This window comes from Tatumella terrea (genome assembly GCF_039523755.1).
Lineage (GTDB): Bacteria > Pseudomonadota > Gammaproteobacteria > Enterobacterales > Enterobacteriaceae > Tatumella > Tatumella terrea.
Window position 1 is genome coordinate 280,363 of the sequence record NZ_BAAAFX010000010.1, and the last position, 16,721, is coordinate 297,083.

Here is a 16,721-nt window from a genome sequence, read left to right on the forward strand (position 1 = left end):
TAGCGGAAGCTTATCAATAATTGATCAATATTGCGTTATGTGTGGTTAAACCGCGGTATGCAAAATATACCGCGGTTTAACCATCTTCCTGTAATAATGTAAACCATCCGTTATTATTTTGTTTTACTGATGCTCCTGCTGGTCCGGGGGCGGGCGGCGTTCTGCCGTCTTCTTTACAGGCCTTCACGATGGCGATTCATCGTGCTTCGGTCGGGTGGGATGGCACGTCTGAGACCTGGCACAAGCCCGTCAGGGTGGCGGTTTCCCTCCTGTGGCCGGCCGGGCAGTCACGTTTAAATGTCTTTTTTATCCTTTCGTCGCCCTCTGCTGGCATTTTACGATTTTACAACAGTATCAGTGTCTGGATATTGTAAATGCTATTGATAACCATTATCAAAATGATGTAGATTCTCACATAAAATAAGTGGCTGATATTTGCACAATTTCTTTCTTTGAGAGGAAACATTCGTTTGCATTCACTTGCCGGCAAACGACATTTTTGGCGTGTCTGGATACTGATAATTATGTATAAATTTCTGACTCAGGGTAAGTTTAAACCCGCATTATTCAAATTTACCGCGGTGGCACTGTCCGTTCATTCGGCCTGTACCTTTGCCGCAAACACAGCAACGACTGACGCAGAGGCCGGGAGTTCTGAACAGCAGCTTACCGTTACGGCCACCCCGTTGCCGCTGCGCGCAGATAACCGGAAAACGATCACGGCTGATCAGATGCAAAAGCAGGGCGCAACAGACTTTGGTACGCTGATGCGTTATCAGACGCTGGTCAGTGCGACCGGAGCCAGCGGCGGTTCCGGTAACGGGAAAAGTGGTTTTGACCGTGGTGGATACACCGGTTACAACATCCGCGGCCTGGAAAGCAACCGTGTCGGCATTGATGTGGATGGGGTTGAACTCCCGTCTGCCACGGGGCGTGGCTACGTCGGACGTACCGGAGTGAACACCTTCGGTATTGGCCGCGATTATATTGACCCGTACCTGTTTGGTTTAATGAGTATTGATGCGGGAGCCACCGCAGTATCGCAGCCGAACACCTCTATCGGCGGCATGGTCTCCTTCCGTACCAAATCTCCGGACGATTACCTTAACCCGGAAAAATCGACCTATTTCGGTTACCAGTCGGATTACGATTCCTCTGACCGGGGCTGGCACAACGGGATCACCGCCGCGGCCGGTGGTGAAGAACTGCGCGGGATCTTTGTCTACAGTCGTCGCGACGGTCAGCAAACCCTTAATAACAGCGGGACCGTCTCCGCCTATCCGGCGAACTGGCATTCCGACGCCTTCCTGACCACCGGTATCTGGCAGCCGAATGATCAGCATAAGCTGACCGGGACCTTCAGCTATTATGATAAAACTCATCATACGCATTATGACACCTGGGATTCCGCCGGCAAGAATGTGATCGGTACCAGCCATCAGTCCGGGGAAACCCGCCGCCTGGGAGTCAATCTGCAGGATGAATATACGCCGTACAATGACTGGATAGATTCCCTGACCACCCGGGTTAACTGGCAAAAGACCGAAGCGCATGACAATACGCTGGCACCTTATGATACCGGGGTGATTGGCCGTACCTACTCGGACTACAATACCCATTCGCTGGGATTCTCCACCGAACTGCGTAAAACCCTGGGACGCCATGAGCTGAGCGGAGGAGTGAACGCCGGTCTGGAAAATACCACGCGTCCGTTTGAACAGTCGCCGGCACCGCTGGTCTACTATTCAGTGATGCAGCCACAGGCTGACAGCCGGAGCACCACCCTCGGTGCCTTCCTGCAGGACAAAATTAACTTTGATCTGCAGGGCCATAATTTCGCGATCACGCCAGGTGTTCGTGTTGCCTATCAGAAAACTAAACCGCAGAATCTCTCCTCCCTCGCTGACGGCAGTTCCGTGCTGACCACCGGGGATGTGGACACCTTATATGGTTCCGGCACCAGTGATACTCAGGTATTACCGTCTCTGACACTGCAATATTCGTTAACCCCGACGCTGCTGACCTATGTTCAGTATAAACGCGGGGCGGAATTCCCGAACGCCAGCCAGCTGTACGGCTCCTGGAACCTGGGTTCAAGCTATGCGGGAACCCAGCAGTATGCGCTGATCGGTAATCCGTCGCTGAAAACAGAAACCAGTAATAACTTCGAGTGGGGCCTGACCGGGCAGCTGAATCCGGGGATCACGCTCAGCGGGTCGGTCTTCTATAACCAGTACGATAACTTCATTGCGTACACCCGTTATACCCGTAGCGGATCGCCGGCGGCGTTTACCAATGTACCGTCAAATATCTATACGATCTATCAGGCAGAAAACCGCGATAAAGCCTTTATTTATGGCGGAGATATCAGTGCGAAATTCCATATTGGTCACTGGCTGGAGTCGGCGGAAGGGCTGAGCACCACCCTGGCGCTGGGCTATGCTAAAGGCGAGTCTAAGTCTTCTCTCACCGGAGACAGCTACACCGATCTTGACGGTGTGCCACCCATGAAAGCCGTGGTCGGTGTCGCCTGGGATGCACCATCAGGCGTCTGGGGCAGTGCCGTAACGGCGACCTTTGTGAAAGGGAAGCAGGCCAGCGAGACTACGCGTGATACCACCACTACCGGCACGGTGACCAGTAAAGAGAGCCCGTATCTGCGCATTCCGGGTTATGGTCTGGTGGATGCGACCGCTTACTGGCGCATCACAAAAAATGTCAAACTGAGCGGAGGGATCTATAACATTACTGATCGTAAATATATTGATTACCTCAGCAGCCGTGATCTGGAAACATCGACCGCACAGGATCGTAATGATGTGGCATTAGCCGTGATGCCGGGCCGGACGTATCAGTTAGGTCTGAACGTCGATTTCTGATGATCCATTATCCGCCCTGCCATACGGCAGGGCACTCAGGGAACAGAGAGCAGGAGAAGTTATGATGACGACTTATCAGCATTATGTGCAGTTAAAAGCCGAACATCCTGGCAGTTATGCCCGGGATCTGGCAAAAATGATGGGGATCAGTGAAGCTGAGCTGATCCAGGCCCGGGCAGACGAAGCGCAACCCCTGCGGGCAGATTTTCCGGCGTTACTGGAAGCCCTGCAGAGTGTGGGTGAAATTAAAAGTATTACCCGCAACGAATATGCGGTCCATGAACAGACCGGCACCTTTGATCATCTGCATATTGGTCCGCATGCCGGGCTGGTATTAAATCCGCGCCACCTGGATCTGCGTTTTTTCCTCGCGCAATGGCACAGTGTTTTCAGTCTGCAGGAGCAGAGCGCCCGCGGCGAACGTCACAGCATTCAGGTCTTTGATCGTCATGGCGAGGCAGTGATCAAAATCTATGCCACCGGGCACACCGATCAGGCGGCCTGGCAGCAACTGATCACCGCTTTCCGTCAGCCGGAACCTGCGATGCTCTCTGTGAGCCAGGCACCGGCCCCCGCGTACGCGGAACAGATTGATGCACCTCTGATAGAGCAGGAGTGGCGGGAAATGACAGACGTGCATCAGTTTTTCCGTCTGCTCAGCCGTCACAATATCAGCCGGCAGCAGGCCTTTGCGGCGGTCAGTGATGATCTGGCCTGTCGGGTCGATGCCGGTGCACTGGCACAGTTACTGACGCTGGCGCAGGATGCGGGTAATGAGATCATGATCTTTGTCGGTAACCGTGGCTGCACCCAGATCTTTACCGGCCCGGTGGAGAAAGTTGAACCGATGAAGGGCTGGCTGAATATCTTTAATCCCCGCTTTACCCTGCATTTACAGGATAAACAGATAGCGGAAAGCTGGATCACCCGCAAACCCACGGTTGACGGACATGTCACCAGCCTGGAGTTATTTGCCGCAGATGGTACTCAAATTGCCCAGCTCTATGGGCAGCGCAGTGAAGGGCAGCCGGAGCAGACACTCTGGCGTCAGCAAATCGAATCACTGAAAGGGAGTGTAATGGCATGAGATTTTTTGGCCTGATGCTTTGTCTGCTGGCATTACCGGTTTTCGCCAGTCCGCGGGTGGTCTCCATTGGCGGAGATGTCACCGAAATCGTCTATGCTCTGGGCGCCGGTGACCAGCTGGCGGGCCGTGACAGTACCAGCACCTTTCCGGCACAGGCCGAAAAACTTCCCGATGTCGGCTATATGCGCCAGCTAAATACCGAAGGTATTCTGGCGCTCAAGCCGGAAGTCGTGCTTGCCAATGAGCAGGCGAAACCCTCACAGGTTCTGGAACAGTTATCGCAGGTCGGGGTAAAGGTGGTGCATGTCACCGGCGAAAACAGCCTGCCGGCGATTCTGCAAAAAATTACCACCATTGCTGATGCCCTGCATAAAGAGGAGGCGGCAAAACCCTTATTACGTCAGGTCAGTGAACAGATACAGGCACTGCCGACCCGGCCTCTGCAGATCAGAGCGTTGTATATTATGGCTAACAGCGGTATGACCACGCTGGTGGCCGGTAAGGGGACGGCGGCAGATGTGGCGATGCGCAGTGCCGGGCTGAGCAATGTGATGGGCAGCGTCCCTCACTACCAGACCCTGTCTGCGGAAGGCGTTATCGCCGCAGCCCCGCAGGTCATTATTATCGACCGTAGCGGTGTGGCAGCCCTGGGGGGGCCGGAAAAATTGTGGCAGTTACCGGGCCTTTCGATGACGCCGGCGGGTCAGCACCACCGGATGATCACTATCGATCAGATGGCGTTACTGGGCTTTGGCCTGCAGACGCCGAAGGCTCTCCTTCAGCTGCGTCAGGCGGCAGAAAAGATCGATGCGGAGTAACCCACAGACGTTGATCTGGCTGCTGGTGATGGGAGGGATCCTGCTGGCGGCCTTGCTGATTTCCAGTCAGTCCGGGGCGTTGCCTCTGTCGCTGTCCACGTTATGGCATGCGGACCCGGACAGCCTGACGCGGAAAATATGGCTGAATATCCGTTTACCGCGTGTGTTGCTGGCGGCGCTGGTCGGACTGGCTCTGGCCGTCTCCGGCACCGTAATGCAGGGATTATTTCGTAACCCGCTGGCCGACCCGGGATTGCTGGGGATCAGCAGCGGGGCGGGCCTGGCCGTTGCCATTGCCCTGATCATTCCGTTTTCCCTGCCGCCGGCCCTGGCCCTGTGGCTACCGATGGTCGCGGCATTTACCGGCAGCCTGCTGGTTACCGTGCTGATCTTCCGGCTAAGCCGCTTTACCGTCGGACATCTGTCCCGTTTATTACTGTTTGGTGTGGCCATCAATGCGGTGTGCGGGGCGATTGTCGGGGTATTGTCATGGATAAGTAATGATCAGCAGTTACGTCAGTTGTCGTTGTGGGGCATGGGGAGTCTGTCCCAGGCACAGTGGCCGGTGATCCTCGTCTGTGTGTTACTTATTCTGCCCGCCACCTTCGGTACCTTATTCTTTTCACAGCGGCTCAACTTACTGCAACTGGGGGAAGAAGATGCCCATTATATGGGGGTCAATGTCAGCCGTACGCAGCGGCAGCTGCTGGTACTGAATGCTGTACTGGTGGGCACCGCCGTCTCGGTCAGCGGGGTGATTGGCTTTATCGGGCTGGTGATCCCTCATGTGATGCGGATGTGCTTCGGCAGTGATCACCGCAGTGTCCTGCCGGCATCGGCCCTGAGCGGAGCTATTTTACTGCTGCTGGCCGACACACTGGCCCGCACGGTGGTGGCCCCGGCAGAAATGCCGGTCGGATTACTGACCAGCCTGATCGGCGCACCGTGGTTTTTCTGGCTGATTATCCGTCGCCAGCGGGGGGAGTGATGGCCGTTAACCTTGAAGCCGATAACCTCGTCCTGAAACGCGGACAAAAAACGCTGTTGTCTGCGGTTTCGTTACAGTTATCGCCCGGAGAAATGGTCGCTCTGATAGGCCCGAACGGTGCCGGTAAATCCACCTTATTACGGGTACTGAGTGGTTATCTTGCCCCGGACAGTGGCGAATGCCGCCTGCAGGGGACAGCGCTGAGTGCATGGGAAGGCCGTTTACTGGCACAGCAACGTGCGGTCATGCGTCAGCAAAGCAGCCTGACCTTTGCGCTGACCGCAAGGCAGGTCATCTCTCTGGGCAGGGCGGCCTGGCCCCGGGGTCAGCAGGATGAAATTGTGACCGGGGTCGCCGGACTGACCGGCTGCAGTGACTTGCTGGACCGCAATTATCTGCACTTATCCGGCGGAGAGCAGCAGCGGGTCCAGCTGGCGCGGGTGCTGGCACAACTCTGGTGTGACGGCGAGCCGCAGGGATTCCTGTTTCTGGATGAACCCACTTCGGCGCTGGATCTTTATCATCAGCAGCATATTCTGAGGTTACTGCACCGGCTGACCCGGCAGGGGAAACTGATGGTATGCAGTGTGCTGCATGATCTGAATCAGGCATCGCTCTGGGCAGACCGGGTGTTGCTGCTGCATCAGGGGAGCCTGGTCGCACAGGGCACGCCACAGCAGGTACTGAATGCAGAGATATTACAGCACTGGTACGGGGCGGAACTGAGTGTCCATTCGGCAACGCCTCATCGGCGACCGCAGGTGATGCTGTTACCCTGATACGGGATGATATGTCCGGGAGACGAACCCCGGATGACTCTGATCCACCGGCGGGATCGGCAGGGAGCGACGGATCCCGGGAGTCACGTGCAACGGCCCGACCCTCTGTCAGTAACGCCCGCCTGTTGGATCGATGCTGACGGGCAGGCCGGTGACTGAAAGATGTCCGGCGGTCGCTGGCTGGCGGATCGCGATGATCCTTCCGCAGGGATCGTCTTTTGCGGGGCCGATCCCCGCATGGCGGCCGGGAGGGGCGATCTGCCCTACGGCCGTCGATACAGAGGACGGTCACCACGCCGGGGGCGGTGGTTATTCATCAAAACAGAGTTCAGGGGAAGCCCCCTGATCGTCATATTCCTCAGTGTCCCTGGCCGCAGGGCAGACCGGATTCAGTAAATCATCAGAAAGGTAACGCTGACCACTGGCCAGGATCTCTTCAATTTGCATCGCATAAGTTGTCGCCATCAGAAAACTCCATGGTTGCTGAATAGTGAATCTGCAGGGTCAGCATGGCAACCACAGATGACATTCCTGTGAACCCGTCCGGAAATAATAAAGATTTTACGGTGGCTGCAGGACAGCGCACGGAGTAATGGCTATGCTGGATCACATCATTCAGTGACAGACGGAGCAGAGATGACCTTAAGACTGGCAGTGGCAGGAACACATTGGATCACCGACAGTTTCGTGTCTGCGGCACTGGAAAGTGGTCTTTATACGTTGAGTGCGGTCTATTCACGGACCCCGGAACAGGGCGCGGCGTTCGCGGCGCGCTATGGTTCGCCGGCGGTATTTACGGATTTGCAAACAATGGCAGAGAGCGACCTGGCGGAGGTGGTGTATATTGCCAGCCCGAATTCGCTGCATTGTGAACAGAGCTGCCTGTTTATGCGCCACGGGAAACACGTGATTTGCGAAAAACCGCTCGCGTCAGATGACGTTCAGGCCGCCAAAATGATCGCCTGTGCGAAGCAGCATCGGGTTGTGCTGTTTGAAGCGTTTAAAACGGCGACCCTCCCTAACTTCCGGGTGATCCGTGACACCCTGCCGGCGCTGGGAAAACTGCGTAAAGCGCTGCTGCAATATTGTCAGTACTCCTCGCGGTATCAGCCTTACCTGGCGGGCGAAAATCCGAATACCTTTAACCCGCAGTTTTCGAATGGCTCGGTGATGGACATCGGCTTTTATCCGCTGGCCAGCGCCGTGGCGTTGTGGGGCGCCCCCCGGGGCGTCAAAGCTCAGGCGTCGTTACTGGAAAGCGGGGTCGATGCCCACGGAACGGTGATTCTGGATTACGGCGATTTTGATGTGACTATTCTGCATTCCAAAGTCAGTGATTCGGTACTGAGCAGCGAAATACAGGGAGAAGAAGGCTCGCTGGTGATAAGCAAACTGTCCACCTGTGAAGGGATCACCTTGCATCCGCGCCAGGGGGCGGTGCAGTCACCCGGTGTGGCTCAGTATGACAACGCGATGCGCAGTGAAGCTGAACTGTTTGCCCGGCTGGTGGCAGAGCAGCAGATCGATCACCCGGCGCTGGAGGTCAGCCTGATCACGGCCCGGTTGCTGACGGATATTCGCCGGCAGACCGGGGTACGTTTCCCTTCCGATGATGCGATGCCCTGAAGCATATCGGGTCAGATCTCGAAGTTATAAGGGATGTCCTGGCAGGTGACCGTTTCCCGTGCATTTGCTTTCAGTTCATCCACCGACAGGTTCGGGTTACACAGCATCATAAATTGCCACAGATAATCCCGTTGCAACTGACCCCGCTTGACTGCCAGCCAGACGGTGCTGGCAGTAAACAACTGGCGGACGTCCAGCGCAATCACATCGTCTTCCTGCTCAGACACGGCAGTTTCGGCCACAATCCCGATACCCATGCCCAGTTTGACATAGGTTTTCACCACATCCGAGTCCTGCGCACTGAGCACAATATCAACTTTCAGACCGGCACTTTCAAACGCCTGATCGATCACCGACCGGCCGGTCATTCCGCTGCGGTAGGTGATTAACGGCCAGGCAGCCAGGTGCTCCAGAGTAATCTCCTGCAGGTCTGCCAGCGGATGTTGTTTAGGGAGCAGGACCTTATGGTTCCATCTGAACCAGGGAAACGCCCGCAGAGTATCGCTGTGTGATAAGACTTCAGAGGCGATACCTAAATCTGCGCTGCCGCCACTGACCATACTGCGGATCTCTTCAGGTGTGCCCTGATTCAGCACCACGCGGATATTCGGATATAACTCACGGAACAGTTTTATCTTACCCGGCAGCGAATAACGGGCCTGGGTATGCGTGGTGGCGATGGTCAGTACCCCGTCCTGCTGACCGGTGAAGAGCTCCCCTAATCGTTTCGCTTTTCCTGCATCATCCAGTATGCGTTTCGCAATGGTCAGCATCTCTTTACCCGGCCCGGTCAGACCCAGCATGCGTTTGCCATGGCGAATAAACAGCTCCACACCCAGCTCTTCTTCCAGCTCGCGGATATGGCGACTGATCCCTGACTGAGAGGTGTATAACGTTTTGGCCACTTCGGTCAGGTTGAACTGGCACCGGGAGGCCTCCCTGATAATTCTTAGCTGCTGGAAGTTCATGTTATTCACTTTTTTTGCTTAGGGGTGACCTGGCTAAAATAAAAAAAATTGTCCGGCGGGGTAAATAATTAAAACTTCGCATATATTCCTGAAAGATATATATACGACCCTACAGGTGAAAAAGATTATTCTGCGGTGAAATAAAAGGTAACACCGCCGGTGAAGGCTGAGAAAAAGTGAAAATGTCCGTACCGGCGCGGTTAGTTCTTTTTCACAAAAGCTATGTCAATTTTGTTATTTCAACTATGAAAACGGTGGCTCTTATTATGAATTTCCGGTTTCAGAACAGAATAATAAAGAGGCAGTACATGAGAGGGTTGAGTTCAGGTCGTTTCAGAAAACATTTACTGGTGACACTGGTACTGGCGTCGTCAGCGGCATGGGCGACGGAGAAACCGGTGCAGGGGGGCACGCTGATTTACCTTGAGCAGCAAGCACACACTAACCTGTATCCCCCTGCCGGGGGCTTCTATCCGAATGGCGGCATACTGAATCAGATCACCGATAAACTGACCTGGCAAAACCCGAAAACCCTGGCGATTGAACCCTGGATCGCCGAAAGCTGGAGCAGTAACCCGCAAAAAACCGAATGGACATTTACATTACGGCCGGGGGTGACCTTCTCTGACGGTACTCCACTGGATGCCGCCGCAGTCGCTAAAAACTTTGATACCTACGGACTCGGAAATAAAGAAAAACATTTCCCGGTCTCTGAAGTCATCAATAATTATGACCACAGTGAAGTCATTAATCCGCTGACGGTCCGTTTCTATTTTAAAAAACCGTCGCCCGGCTTTTTACAGGGAACCTCGACGATTGGTTCCGGACTGGTGTCATTATCGACGCTGAATAAAAACTTCGATCAACTGGGTGATGCCCGCAATATTATAGGATCCGGTCCGTTCGTGGTGAAATCTGAAACCCTCGGTCATGAAGTCGACCTGGTCGCCAGGAAAGATTATCACTGGGGACCGGCCAGCGACCCGCATCAGGGACGCGCCTGGCTGGACGGGATTAAAGTGCTGGTCACTCCGGAAGACGGGGTACGCATCGGTGCCTTACTGGCGGGTCAGGCCGATTTTATTCGTCAGATCCAGGCTTATGATGAAAAACGGGTAGAAGCGCAACATCTGCCCATCTATGCCGAAGCGACACGGGGAGTGAATGATAGCCTGAGTTTCCGCCCGGATAACCCGCTGGTGGCCGATCTCCGGGTGCGTCAGGCGCTCTCACTGGCGACCAACCGTCAGCAAATCGTCGAAACCCTGTTCTCCGCGAATTACCCTGCAGCGACCTCGGTGCTGGCGGCGACCGCTTCCGGATATATCCCGTTACAGGGCCTGCTGAAGTACGATCCGCAGCAGGCAGAAAAACTGCTGGATGAGGCCGGCTGGACGCCAGGCCCTCAGGGTATCCGCCAGAAAGCCGGAGTTCCGCTGTCATTAAGTGTGCTGGTCTCGCTGCCGCAGCCACAGAACAAACAGGTTTTAGAACTGGTCGCCCGCCAGTGGCGAAAAATTGGTGTACTGCTGAATGTCAGGCCTTCGGACGGTGGTTCGTCACTGCTGAAAAATCTGGACCCGTTGAAAGCGCCGCTGACGGTTTCTGAGGTGGGCAGGGCCGATCCGGATGTACTGAAGAGCATGTTCTATCCCGCAAACCGTGACGCGCTGCTGCAGAAAGGCGGCCAGAGCGATAAGGTTAAATCGTTCCGTGATAATACGCTGGATGACCTGCTGTACCGGATTTCGACAGAAACGGATAACGCTCAACGTCTGAAACTGACCGGTGATGCGCAGCGATATCTGCTGGAAAAGGCGTATGTGATCCCGATCTTTGAAGAGCCACAGGTATATGCAGGCGCCACATGGCTGAAAGGGATGCGCTTTGAAGCGGTCGGCCGGCCATCGTTCTACGATGCCTGGTTAGATAAGAAATAAACGGAGGCGAGGCGATGGGACGCTATGTACTGCAACGGCTGGCACAGGGGCTTCTGGTGCTCTGGGCCGCCTGGACTCTGTCATTTATTCTGCTGCAGTTACTGCCCGGCGATGCGGTGATGATTAAGTTCCTCGACCCGTCACTGGGGCTCAGTGCAGAGCAGATAGATCAGATGCGTAAGGTGTACGGTGAAGGTGTGCCTGTCTGGCAGCAGTACTTCTCGGCGCTGGCAGCGGTATTACATGGCAATCTCGGCTACTCGGTACAGCTCGGGGTTCCGGTAACGCAGGTGCTGGCGAGCAACTTTCCGCAAACCCTGAAACTGGTGATCCCGGGATTTCTTCTGGCGCTGATCCTGGGGCCAGGCCTGGCCATTCTCGCCGCACTGCCGGGATTACACCTGTTACGGAATGCATTGCTCTCCGTGCCGTCGCTGCTGGTTTCCCTGCCGGTGTTCTGGACAGGGATCGTGTTGATCCAGATCTTTTCGTTTCAGTTGCACTGGGTCTCGGTTATCGATCCCTCGCCGATCGGTGGCATGATCCTGCCGGTGATCACGCTGGCGATCCCGATAGCGGCACCGCTGGCACAGATCTTTTTGCGCAGTATTGATCAGGTACGGACTCAACCGTTTATTGCCGCGGCCCGGTCGCGGGGGCTCAGCCAGTTACGGGTACTGTTCCGCCACGTATTACGCAATGCCAGCCTGCCGTTACTCACCGTCGCCGGCCTGTTACTGGGAGAGCTGATTGCCGGAGCCCTGGTCACGGAAACGGTGTTTGGCCTGAACGGACTGGGCGAAGTGACACAACAGGCCGTGAATGCGCAGGATGTGAATGTTCTGCAGGCGGTGGTGATGATTTCTGCTCTGGCGTATGTCGTGATCAATCTGCTGGCCGACCTGGTCACGCCGTTACTCGACCCGCGCCTGAAAACAGCCTACAGAGGTAGATAATGAGTCTGACAGAAACGCTTCGACTGCCCTCCCGTCGGCCCGGAAAAAGCCTGCGACTCCGGCGTCTCCGGCCGGGCGTGTGGCTGGCCTGCGCCCTTATCCTGCTTGCCATTCTGGCGGCGATTTTTCCGCAGCTTTTTACCCATTACGATCCTGATAGCGGGGTGCCCGGCATACAACTGACACCACCCGACCGCCATCACTGGCTGGGGACCGATCAGCTGGGTCGTGATCTCTTCAGCCGGATCATCTACGGTGCCCGCTGGTCGCTGTCGGCGGCGAGTGCCGCGGTCGGTGTCGGTCTGGTGGTGGGGTCTCTGGGCGGGATGCTGGCGGCCTTCAGCGGACGCACGACCGAAACTCTGACCATGCGGCTGGTGGACGTGCTGTTATCCATCCCTGCGTTACTGCTGTCGCTGAGTATCATTATTCTGCTGGGGGCAGGGACGTTACATGCGGCGCTGGCCGTGGGCTGTGCTTCCGTAGCGCATTTCGCCCGCTTATCCCGGGCCGAGGTGCTGCGCATCCGGCAACAGGACTATATCGAAGCCGCGTTCGGCAGCGGCGGCCGTTTCCTGGCGGTCTTTTTCCGCCATGTATTACCGAATGCCTTACCGAATATTCTGGCTTTTTCGGCCCTGCAATTCGGTCAGGCCATCCTGGCCTTATCGACCCTCAGCTTCCTGGGGTTTGGCAGTCCGCCGCCGATCCCTGAATGGGGACTGCTGATCGCTGAAGGCCGGAATTATCTGGCGACGGCCTGGTGGCTGACCGTCTTCCCGGGCGTGGTGGTGATCGGCATCGTACTGGCGACCAACCGTATCAGCCGTGCATTATCAGGAGACAATCTATGACGGGATCCACACTGCCGGTACTGCAATTAGATCACCTGTCGCTGGCTTATCGCACAGAGCAGGGCTGGAATGAGACGGTTCATCAGGTCAGTCTGACGATCGGTGCCGGAGAAATGCTGGCGGTGGTGGGCGAATCCGGTTCCGGTAAAACCACCACCGCCCAGGCGGTGATCGGCCTGTTACCGGATAATGGCCGCCGGACCGGCGGACGGATCCTGTTTCAGGGAGAAGATATCAGCCAGTGGTCTTCACGCCGGCTTGACGGACTGCGCGGGTCGCAGATATCACTGATCCCGCAGGACCCGGGAAACTCACTGAATCCGCTGAAAACCCTCGGTGACCAGCTGAGCGAAGTGCTGCAATCGGGCGGAGCGCGTTTGTCGCGAAAAGAGCGTGAGCAACAGGCGATCGGCTTGTTTACCCGTGTCGGCCTCAGCCATCCGGAGCAGCGTCTCTCTCAGTATCCGCATCAGCTTTCCGGGGGCATGAAGCAACGGGTACTGATTGCGATGGCCATCGCGCTGAAACCGGCGCTGATCATTGCCGATGAGCCGACCAGTGCGCTGGATGTGACCGTTCAGAAACGCATTATGACCCTTATCGATGAGCTGCGACAGGAATACGGAACGGCCGTTCTGTTTGTGACGCACGATCTGGCGCTGGCGGCGGAGCATGCCGACCGGCTGGTGGTGTTCCGTGGCGGTAAATTACTGGAGCAGGGGCCGGTGGCAGACGTTATCCGGCAGCCGGCGCATCCCTATACGGCACAGTTACTGGCCGATGTAATCGCGAATACGGCATCGACTGCCCCGGAGCCGGCCGGCGACGCGGATCCGTCCCCGGTCATCCGTATGCAGGGGGTCAGTAAACAATTCGCACTGAGCCGTCAGCAGCCACTGCAGGTGCTGAATAATATTTCGCTCACGGTCCGGCGCGGGACAACCCATGCGCTGGTCGGGGAGTCGGGATCAGGGAAGACGACCCTCGCGCGGATCCTGCTGGGTTTTGAGCAGGCGGACAGCGGGGAGATCCGGATCAGCGATTCTCATACACAGGCATTAACGGCCGAAGGCTGGCGACAGTTGCGCCGCAAGATCCAGTTTGTGTATCAGAACCCGTTTTCTTCACTGGATCCGCGGCAGAGCCTGTTCTCCGTGATCGAGGAACCGCTGCTGAATTTTCATACCCTGACCCGTGAACAGCGAAAAGCGCAGGTGATCGCCGTGGCCAGGCAGGTTGCACTGGACCCGGAATTACTCTCACGGCGGCCACAGCAGCTGTCGGGAGGACAGCGGCAGCGGGTCGCGATAGCCCGGGCACTGGTGCTGCAACCGGAAATCCTGGTGCTGGATGAAGCCACCTCGGCGCTGGATGTCACGGTTCAGTCACAGATCCTTGCACTGCTGGCAGAGCTGCAGCAAACACTGGCACTGACCTATCTGTTTATTACCCACGATCTGCAGGTGGTCAGACGTATTGCTCACCAGGTGACAGTATTAAAAGGTGGCGAAGTGGTCGAACAGGGGACAACGGCTAAGATTTTTACTGCACCGGAGACGGACTATACACAGCAACTGATTGCTGCGATCCCATCCTTTACCCGTCGTCAGGAGGTCACTGTATGACGCAGAAACGTATTGGTTTTTTCACCCGGCTGCTGGATAAAGCGCCTGCGGCAGAGCGCTACCGCCTGGCGACAGAGCAGATCCGCCATGCTGAAGCGCTGGGGTTTGAAAGTGCCTGGGTAGCCCAGCATCATTTCCATGAACAGGAAGGCGGCTTACCCTCACCGCTGGTCTTCCTGGCCCACGCCGGTGCTCATACCTCGAAGATCCGGCTGGGCACCGGCATCATTACCCTGCCGATGGAAAATGCGCTGCGGGTGGCAGAAGATGCTGCCGTCACGGATCTGCTGACCGGCGGCCGGCTGGAACTGGGCCTCGGGTCCGGCGGTACCCCCGGCTCCTTTGCGCCTTTCGGGCTGACGTTTGAACAGCGCAGTGCGGCCTTTGCCGCAAACCTTGCCACCCTGACCCGGGCATGGCAGGGAGGTGCTTTAGCGGGAACGGATAACCATCTTTATCCGGCGGCTCAGGGGTTGAATGACAGGATCTGGATTGCGACCTTTTCTCCGGAAGGTGCTGCCCGCGCCGGAAAAGCCGGTCACGGACTGATGTTATCCCGCACCCAGCCACGTCCGGCCGGGCAGCCATCATTGCCGCTGGATGCGCTGCAAAACCCGGTGATCGATGCGTATCTGGAGGCGCTGCCGGCAGGTATTGCTCCCCGTATTCTGGCCTCACGGACCGCCTTTGTGGCGGATGACCGGCATTATGCCCGAAAAGTGGCGCTGCCCGGGCTGACCGCACAGGCCGAAAGCTACCGCAAGGCGGGTCATCAGTTACGGGGCGACACACTGGATGATTTTATCGGTCAGTTTGATGCCCATATCGGTGACCCTCCGGATGTGCTGTCGTCGCTGTTAACTGACAGTAGCCTGTCACGGGTCACCGATATCTCTTTCCAGGTCCATTCCGTGGAACCGGAACATCAGGATGTGCTGCGTTCGCTGGAACTGATATCCCGTTATATCGCCCCGGTATTACGTCAGTCTGCGGCCACCTTACAGCCAGAGAGGATAGCATGAGCGAAACTCACGATTTGATTGATGAACTGTCGGCCATTTCTGCCGGGTCTGCGCTGGCAGAAAGCCGGAAATTTCGGGCGGCGGCCACAGAGCATACCCGCGGCAGCTATCAGGCCCTGTTCAGCACCGGCAGTGATGCTTTCCCGTTGCCCCTTCGTGCAGCGATTGCCGCACAGGTGGCCGACTGGCACCAGTCTGTCGGGCTGTTACAGCACTATCTGCGGCGGACGGACGGGGACGTAGATCCGCAACGTCTGAGCAGTGCGCTGAGTTTTGCCCGCAGGCTGACGTTTCAGCCGGTAGCCGCCACCCCGGCGGATCTCGCGGAGTTGCAGCAGGCAGGATGGCAGCCCGATGAGATTATTACTCTGGCGCAACTGGTCTCGTTTGTCAGTTTCCAGAGCCGCCTGATCCACGGATTCACTTTGCTGGAGTCGCTGACGACCCCGACAGAGCCTGTGCCGGCAGACCCCTTACCGGCACCGGTCACGGCCGGGCGCTGGCACACTCAGTCCCACACCGCCGGACACCGGCCCGCGCCTCTCGCATTTACCCGCAAACAGCTGGGTTGGGAACCCTGGCTGCCGGCAAAACCGTTCAGCGATTTCAGCCCGCAGGGGCAGGAGAGTCTGATCAGGTTTGGTCATCAGGATTCGGATTATTTTAGGCTGCTCGGGCGGGATCAGCCGGTCCTGGAACAGCGTACCCTGACCGACAAAGGTATCTTTTACACTCACGGAGGGCTCCCCCGCGCTGAACGTGAGCTGGCCGCCACGGTGGTCAGTAAAGTGAATGGCTGCATCTACTGTGCATCGGTGCACGCCCGCAAAGCGAGCCAGCTTTCAAAATTACAGGATGAAGTGGCGTTACTGTTGCAGGTGCAGCCCGGAGACCCGTTATCTGACGGGCAGTCTGCACGCTGGCAGGCGGAAATTGAGGCCGTTGCCGCCTTATCCCTGACACCGCCACAACTCACCACGGCACATCTGCAGGCACTGCAACGCTTACCGCTGAGTACGCTGGAAATGACCGATCTGATTCAGGCGACGGCCTTTTTTGCCTGGGCTAACCGCCTGATGCTGACACTGGGCGAACCCTTTATCCCGGCAGAGGTTGCCACAGCCGCCACTGAGAAGCGCACCAGCGCCTGACGATGGACCCGGCAAGGGAAGGCCGGGG

General features: G+C 56.8%; 14 protein-coding genes. 12 read left to right on the forward strand and 2 right to left on the reverse strand.

Annotated features, from left to right (window positions below; translation table 11 throughout):
* Positions 1-524: 524 nt before the first annotated feature.
* The 5 genes from ABD035_RS06370 (at position 525) to ABD035_RS06390 (ending at position 6,551) form a co-directional block, all read left to right on the forward strand.
* Positions 525-2,879 carry a TonB-dependent receptor domain-containing protein gene (locus tag ABD035_RS06370; RefSeq protein WP_343868638.1) on the forward strand — a complete coding sequence of 785 codons (2,355 nt, stop codon included), beginning with the start codon at positions 525-527 and terminating at the stop codon, positions 2,877-2,879.
* A gap of 61 nt (positions 2,880-2,940) precedes the next feature.
* Positions 2,941-3,966: a hemin-degrading factor gene (locus tag ABD035_RS06375; protein ID WP_343868640.1), complete on the forward strand. Its 1,026-nt coding sequence runs from the start codon at positions 2,941-2,943 to the stop codon at positions 3,964-3,966.
* Complete coding sequence (locus tag ABD035_RS06380) at positions 3,963-4,784, forward strand: heme/hemin ABC transporter substrate-binding protein (RefSeq protein WP_212713764.1); 822 nt, start codon at positions 3,963-3,965, stop codon at positions 4,782-4,784. Before ABD035_RS06375 ends, ABD035_RS06380 begins: the two co-directional genes overlap by 4 nt.
* Positions 4,774-5,772: a FecCD family ABC transporter permease gene (locus ABD035_RS06385; RefSeq protein WP_343868642.1), complete on the forward strand. Its 999-nt coding sequence runs from the start codon at positions 4,774-4,776 to the stop codon at positions 5,770-5,772. The genes ABD035_RS06380 and ABD035_RS06385 overlap by 11 nt, the downstream gene beginning before the upstream one ends.
* Positions 5,772-6,551 carry a heme ABC transporter ATP-binding protein gene (locus tag ABD035_RS06390; RefSeq protein ID WP_343868644.1) on the forward strand — a complete coding sequence of 260 codons (780 nt, stop codon included), beginning with the start codon at positions 5,772-5,774 and terminating at the stop codon, positions 6,549-6,551. The genes ABD035_RS06385 and ABD035_RS06390 overlap by 1 nt, the downstream gene beginning before the upstream one ends.
* Before the next feature lie 309 nt (positions 6,552-6,860).
* On the opposite strand, the gene ABD035_RS06395 is transcribed toward ABD035_RS06390, so the two are convergent.
* The gene (locus tag ABD035_RS06395) at positions 6,861-7,016 is read right to left on the reverse strand and encodes a hypothetical protein (RefSeq protein WP_343868646.1); all 156 of its coding nucleotides are present in this window, start codon (positions 7,014-7,016) and stop codon (positions 6,861-6,863) included.
* 171 nt (positions 7,017-7,187) lie between these two features.
* Here ABD035_RS06395 and ABD035_RS06400 point away from each other — a divergent pair, with 171 nt between their 5' ends.
* Positions 7,188-8,177: a Gfo/Idh/MocA family protein gene (locus ABD035_RS06400; RefSeq protein WP_343868648.1), complete on the forward strand. Its 990-nt coding sequence runs from the start codon at positions 7,188-7,190 to the stop codon at positions 8,175-8,177.
* An 11-nt stretch (positions 8,178-8,188) separates the two neighbouring features.
* Here ABD035_RS06400 and cbl read toward each other — a convergent pair whose 3' ends face one another.
* Positions 8,189-9,145, reverse strand: a complete 957-nt coding sequence (cbl, locus tag ABD035_RS06405) for an HTH-type transcriptional regulator Cbl (protein WP_343868650.1) — start codon at positions 9,143-9,145, stop codon at positions 8,189-8,191.
* 308 nt (positions 9,146-9,453) lie between these two features.
* Here cbl and ABD035_RS06410 point away from each other — a divergent pair, with 308 nt between their 5' ends.
* The 6 genes from ABD035_RS06410 to ABD035_RS06435 are packed head-to-tail and all read left to right on the forward strand — an operon-like array spanning position 9,454 to position 16,693.
* On the forward strand, positions 9,454-11,085 hold the full coding sequence (locus tag ABD035_RS06410; RefSeq protein ID WP_343868652.1) for a TIGR04028 family ABC transporter substrate-binding protein: 1,632 nt from the start codon (positions 9,454-9,456) through the stop codon (positions 11,083-11,085).
* 14 nt (positions 11,086-11,099) lie between these two features.
* A complete protein-coding gene (locus tag ABD035_RS06415) occupies positions 11,100-12,041 on the forward strand; it encodes an ABC transporter permease (protein WP_212713771.1) in 942 nt (313 codons plus the stop codon).
* Positions 12,041-12,895 (forward strand): ABC transporter permease, encoded by an 855-nt coding sequence (locus tag ABD035_RS06420; protein WP_343868654.1) that lies wholly within the window; start codon positions 12,041-12,043, stop codon positions 12,893-12,895. The genes ABD035_RS06415 and ABD035_RS06420 overlap by 1 nt, the downstream gene beginning before the upstream one ends.
* The gene (locus ABD035_RS06425) at positions 12,892-14,520 is read left to right on the forward strand and encodes a dipeptide ABC transporter ATP-binding protein (RefSeq protein WP_425579709.1); all 1,629 of its coding nucleotides are present in this window, start codon (positions 12,892-12,894) and stop codon (positions 14,518-14,520) included. Before ABD035_RS06420 ends, ABD035_RS06425 begins: the two co-directional genes overlap by 4 nt.
* Entirely contained in the window at positions 14,517-15,542 is a 1,026-nt protein-coding gene (locus tag ABD035_RS06430) for a putative FMN-dependent luciferase-like monooxygenase (protein WP_343868656.1), read from the forward strand. The genes ABD035_RS06425 and ABD035_RS06430 overlap by 4 nt, the downstream gene beginning before the upstream one ends.
* Positions 15,539-16,693 (forward strand): alkylhydroperoxidase domain protein, encoded by a 1,155-nt coding sequence (locus ABD035_RS06435; RefSeq protein ID WP_343868658.1) that lies wholly within the window; start codon positions 15,539-15,541, stop codon positions 16,691-16,693. Before ABD035_RS06430 ends, ABD035_RS06435 begins: the two co-directional genes overlap by 4 nt.
* The last annotated feature ends 28 nt before the right edge of the window (positions 16,694-16,721 follow it).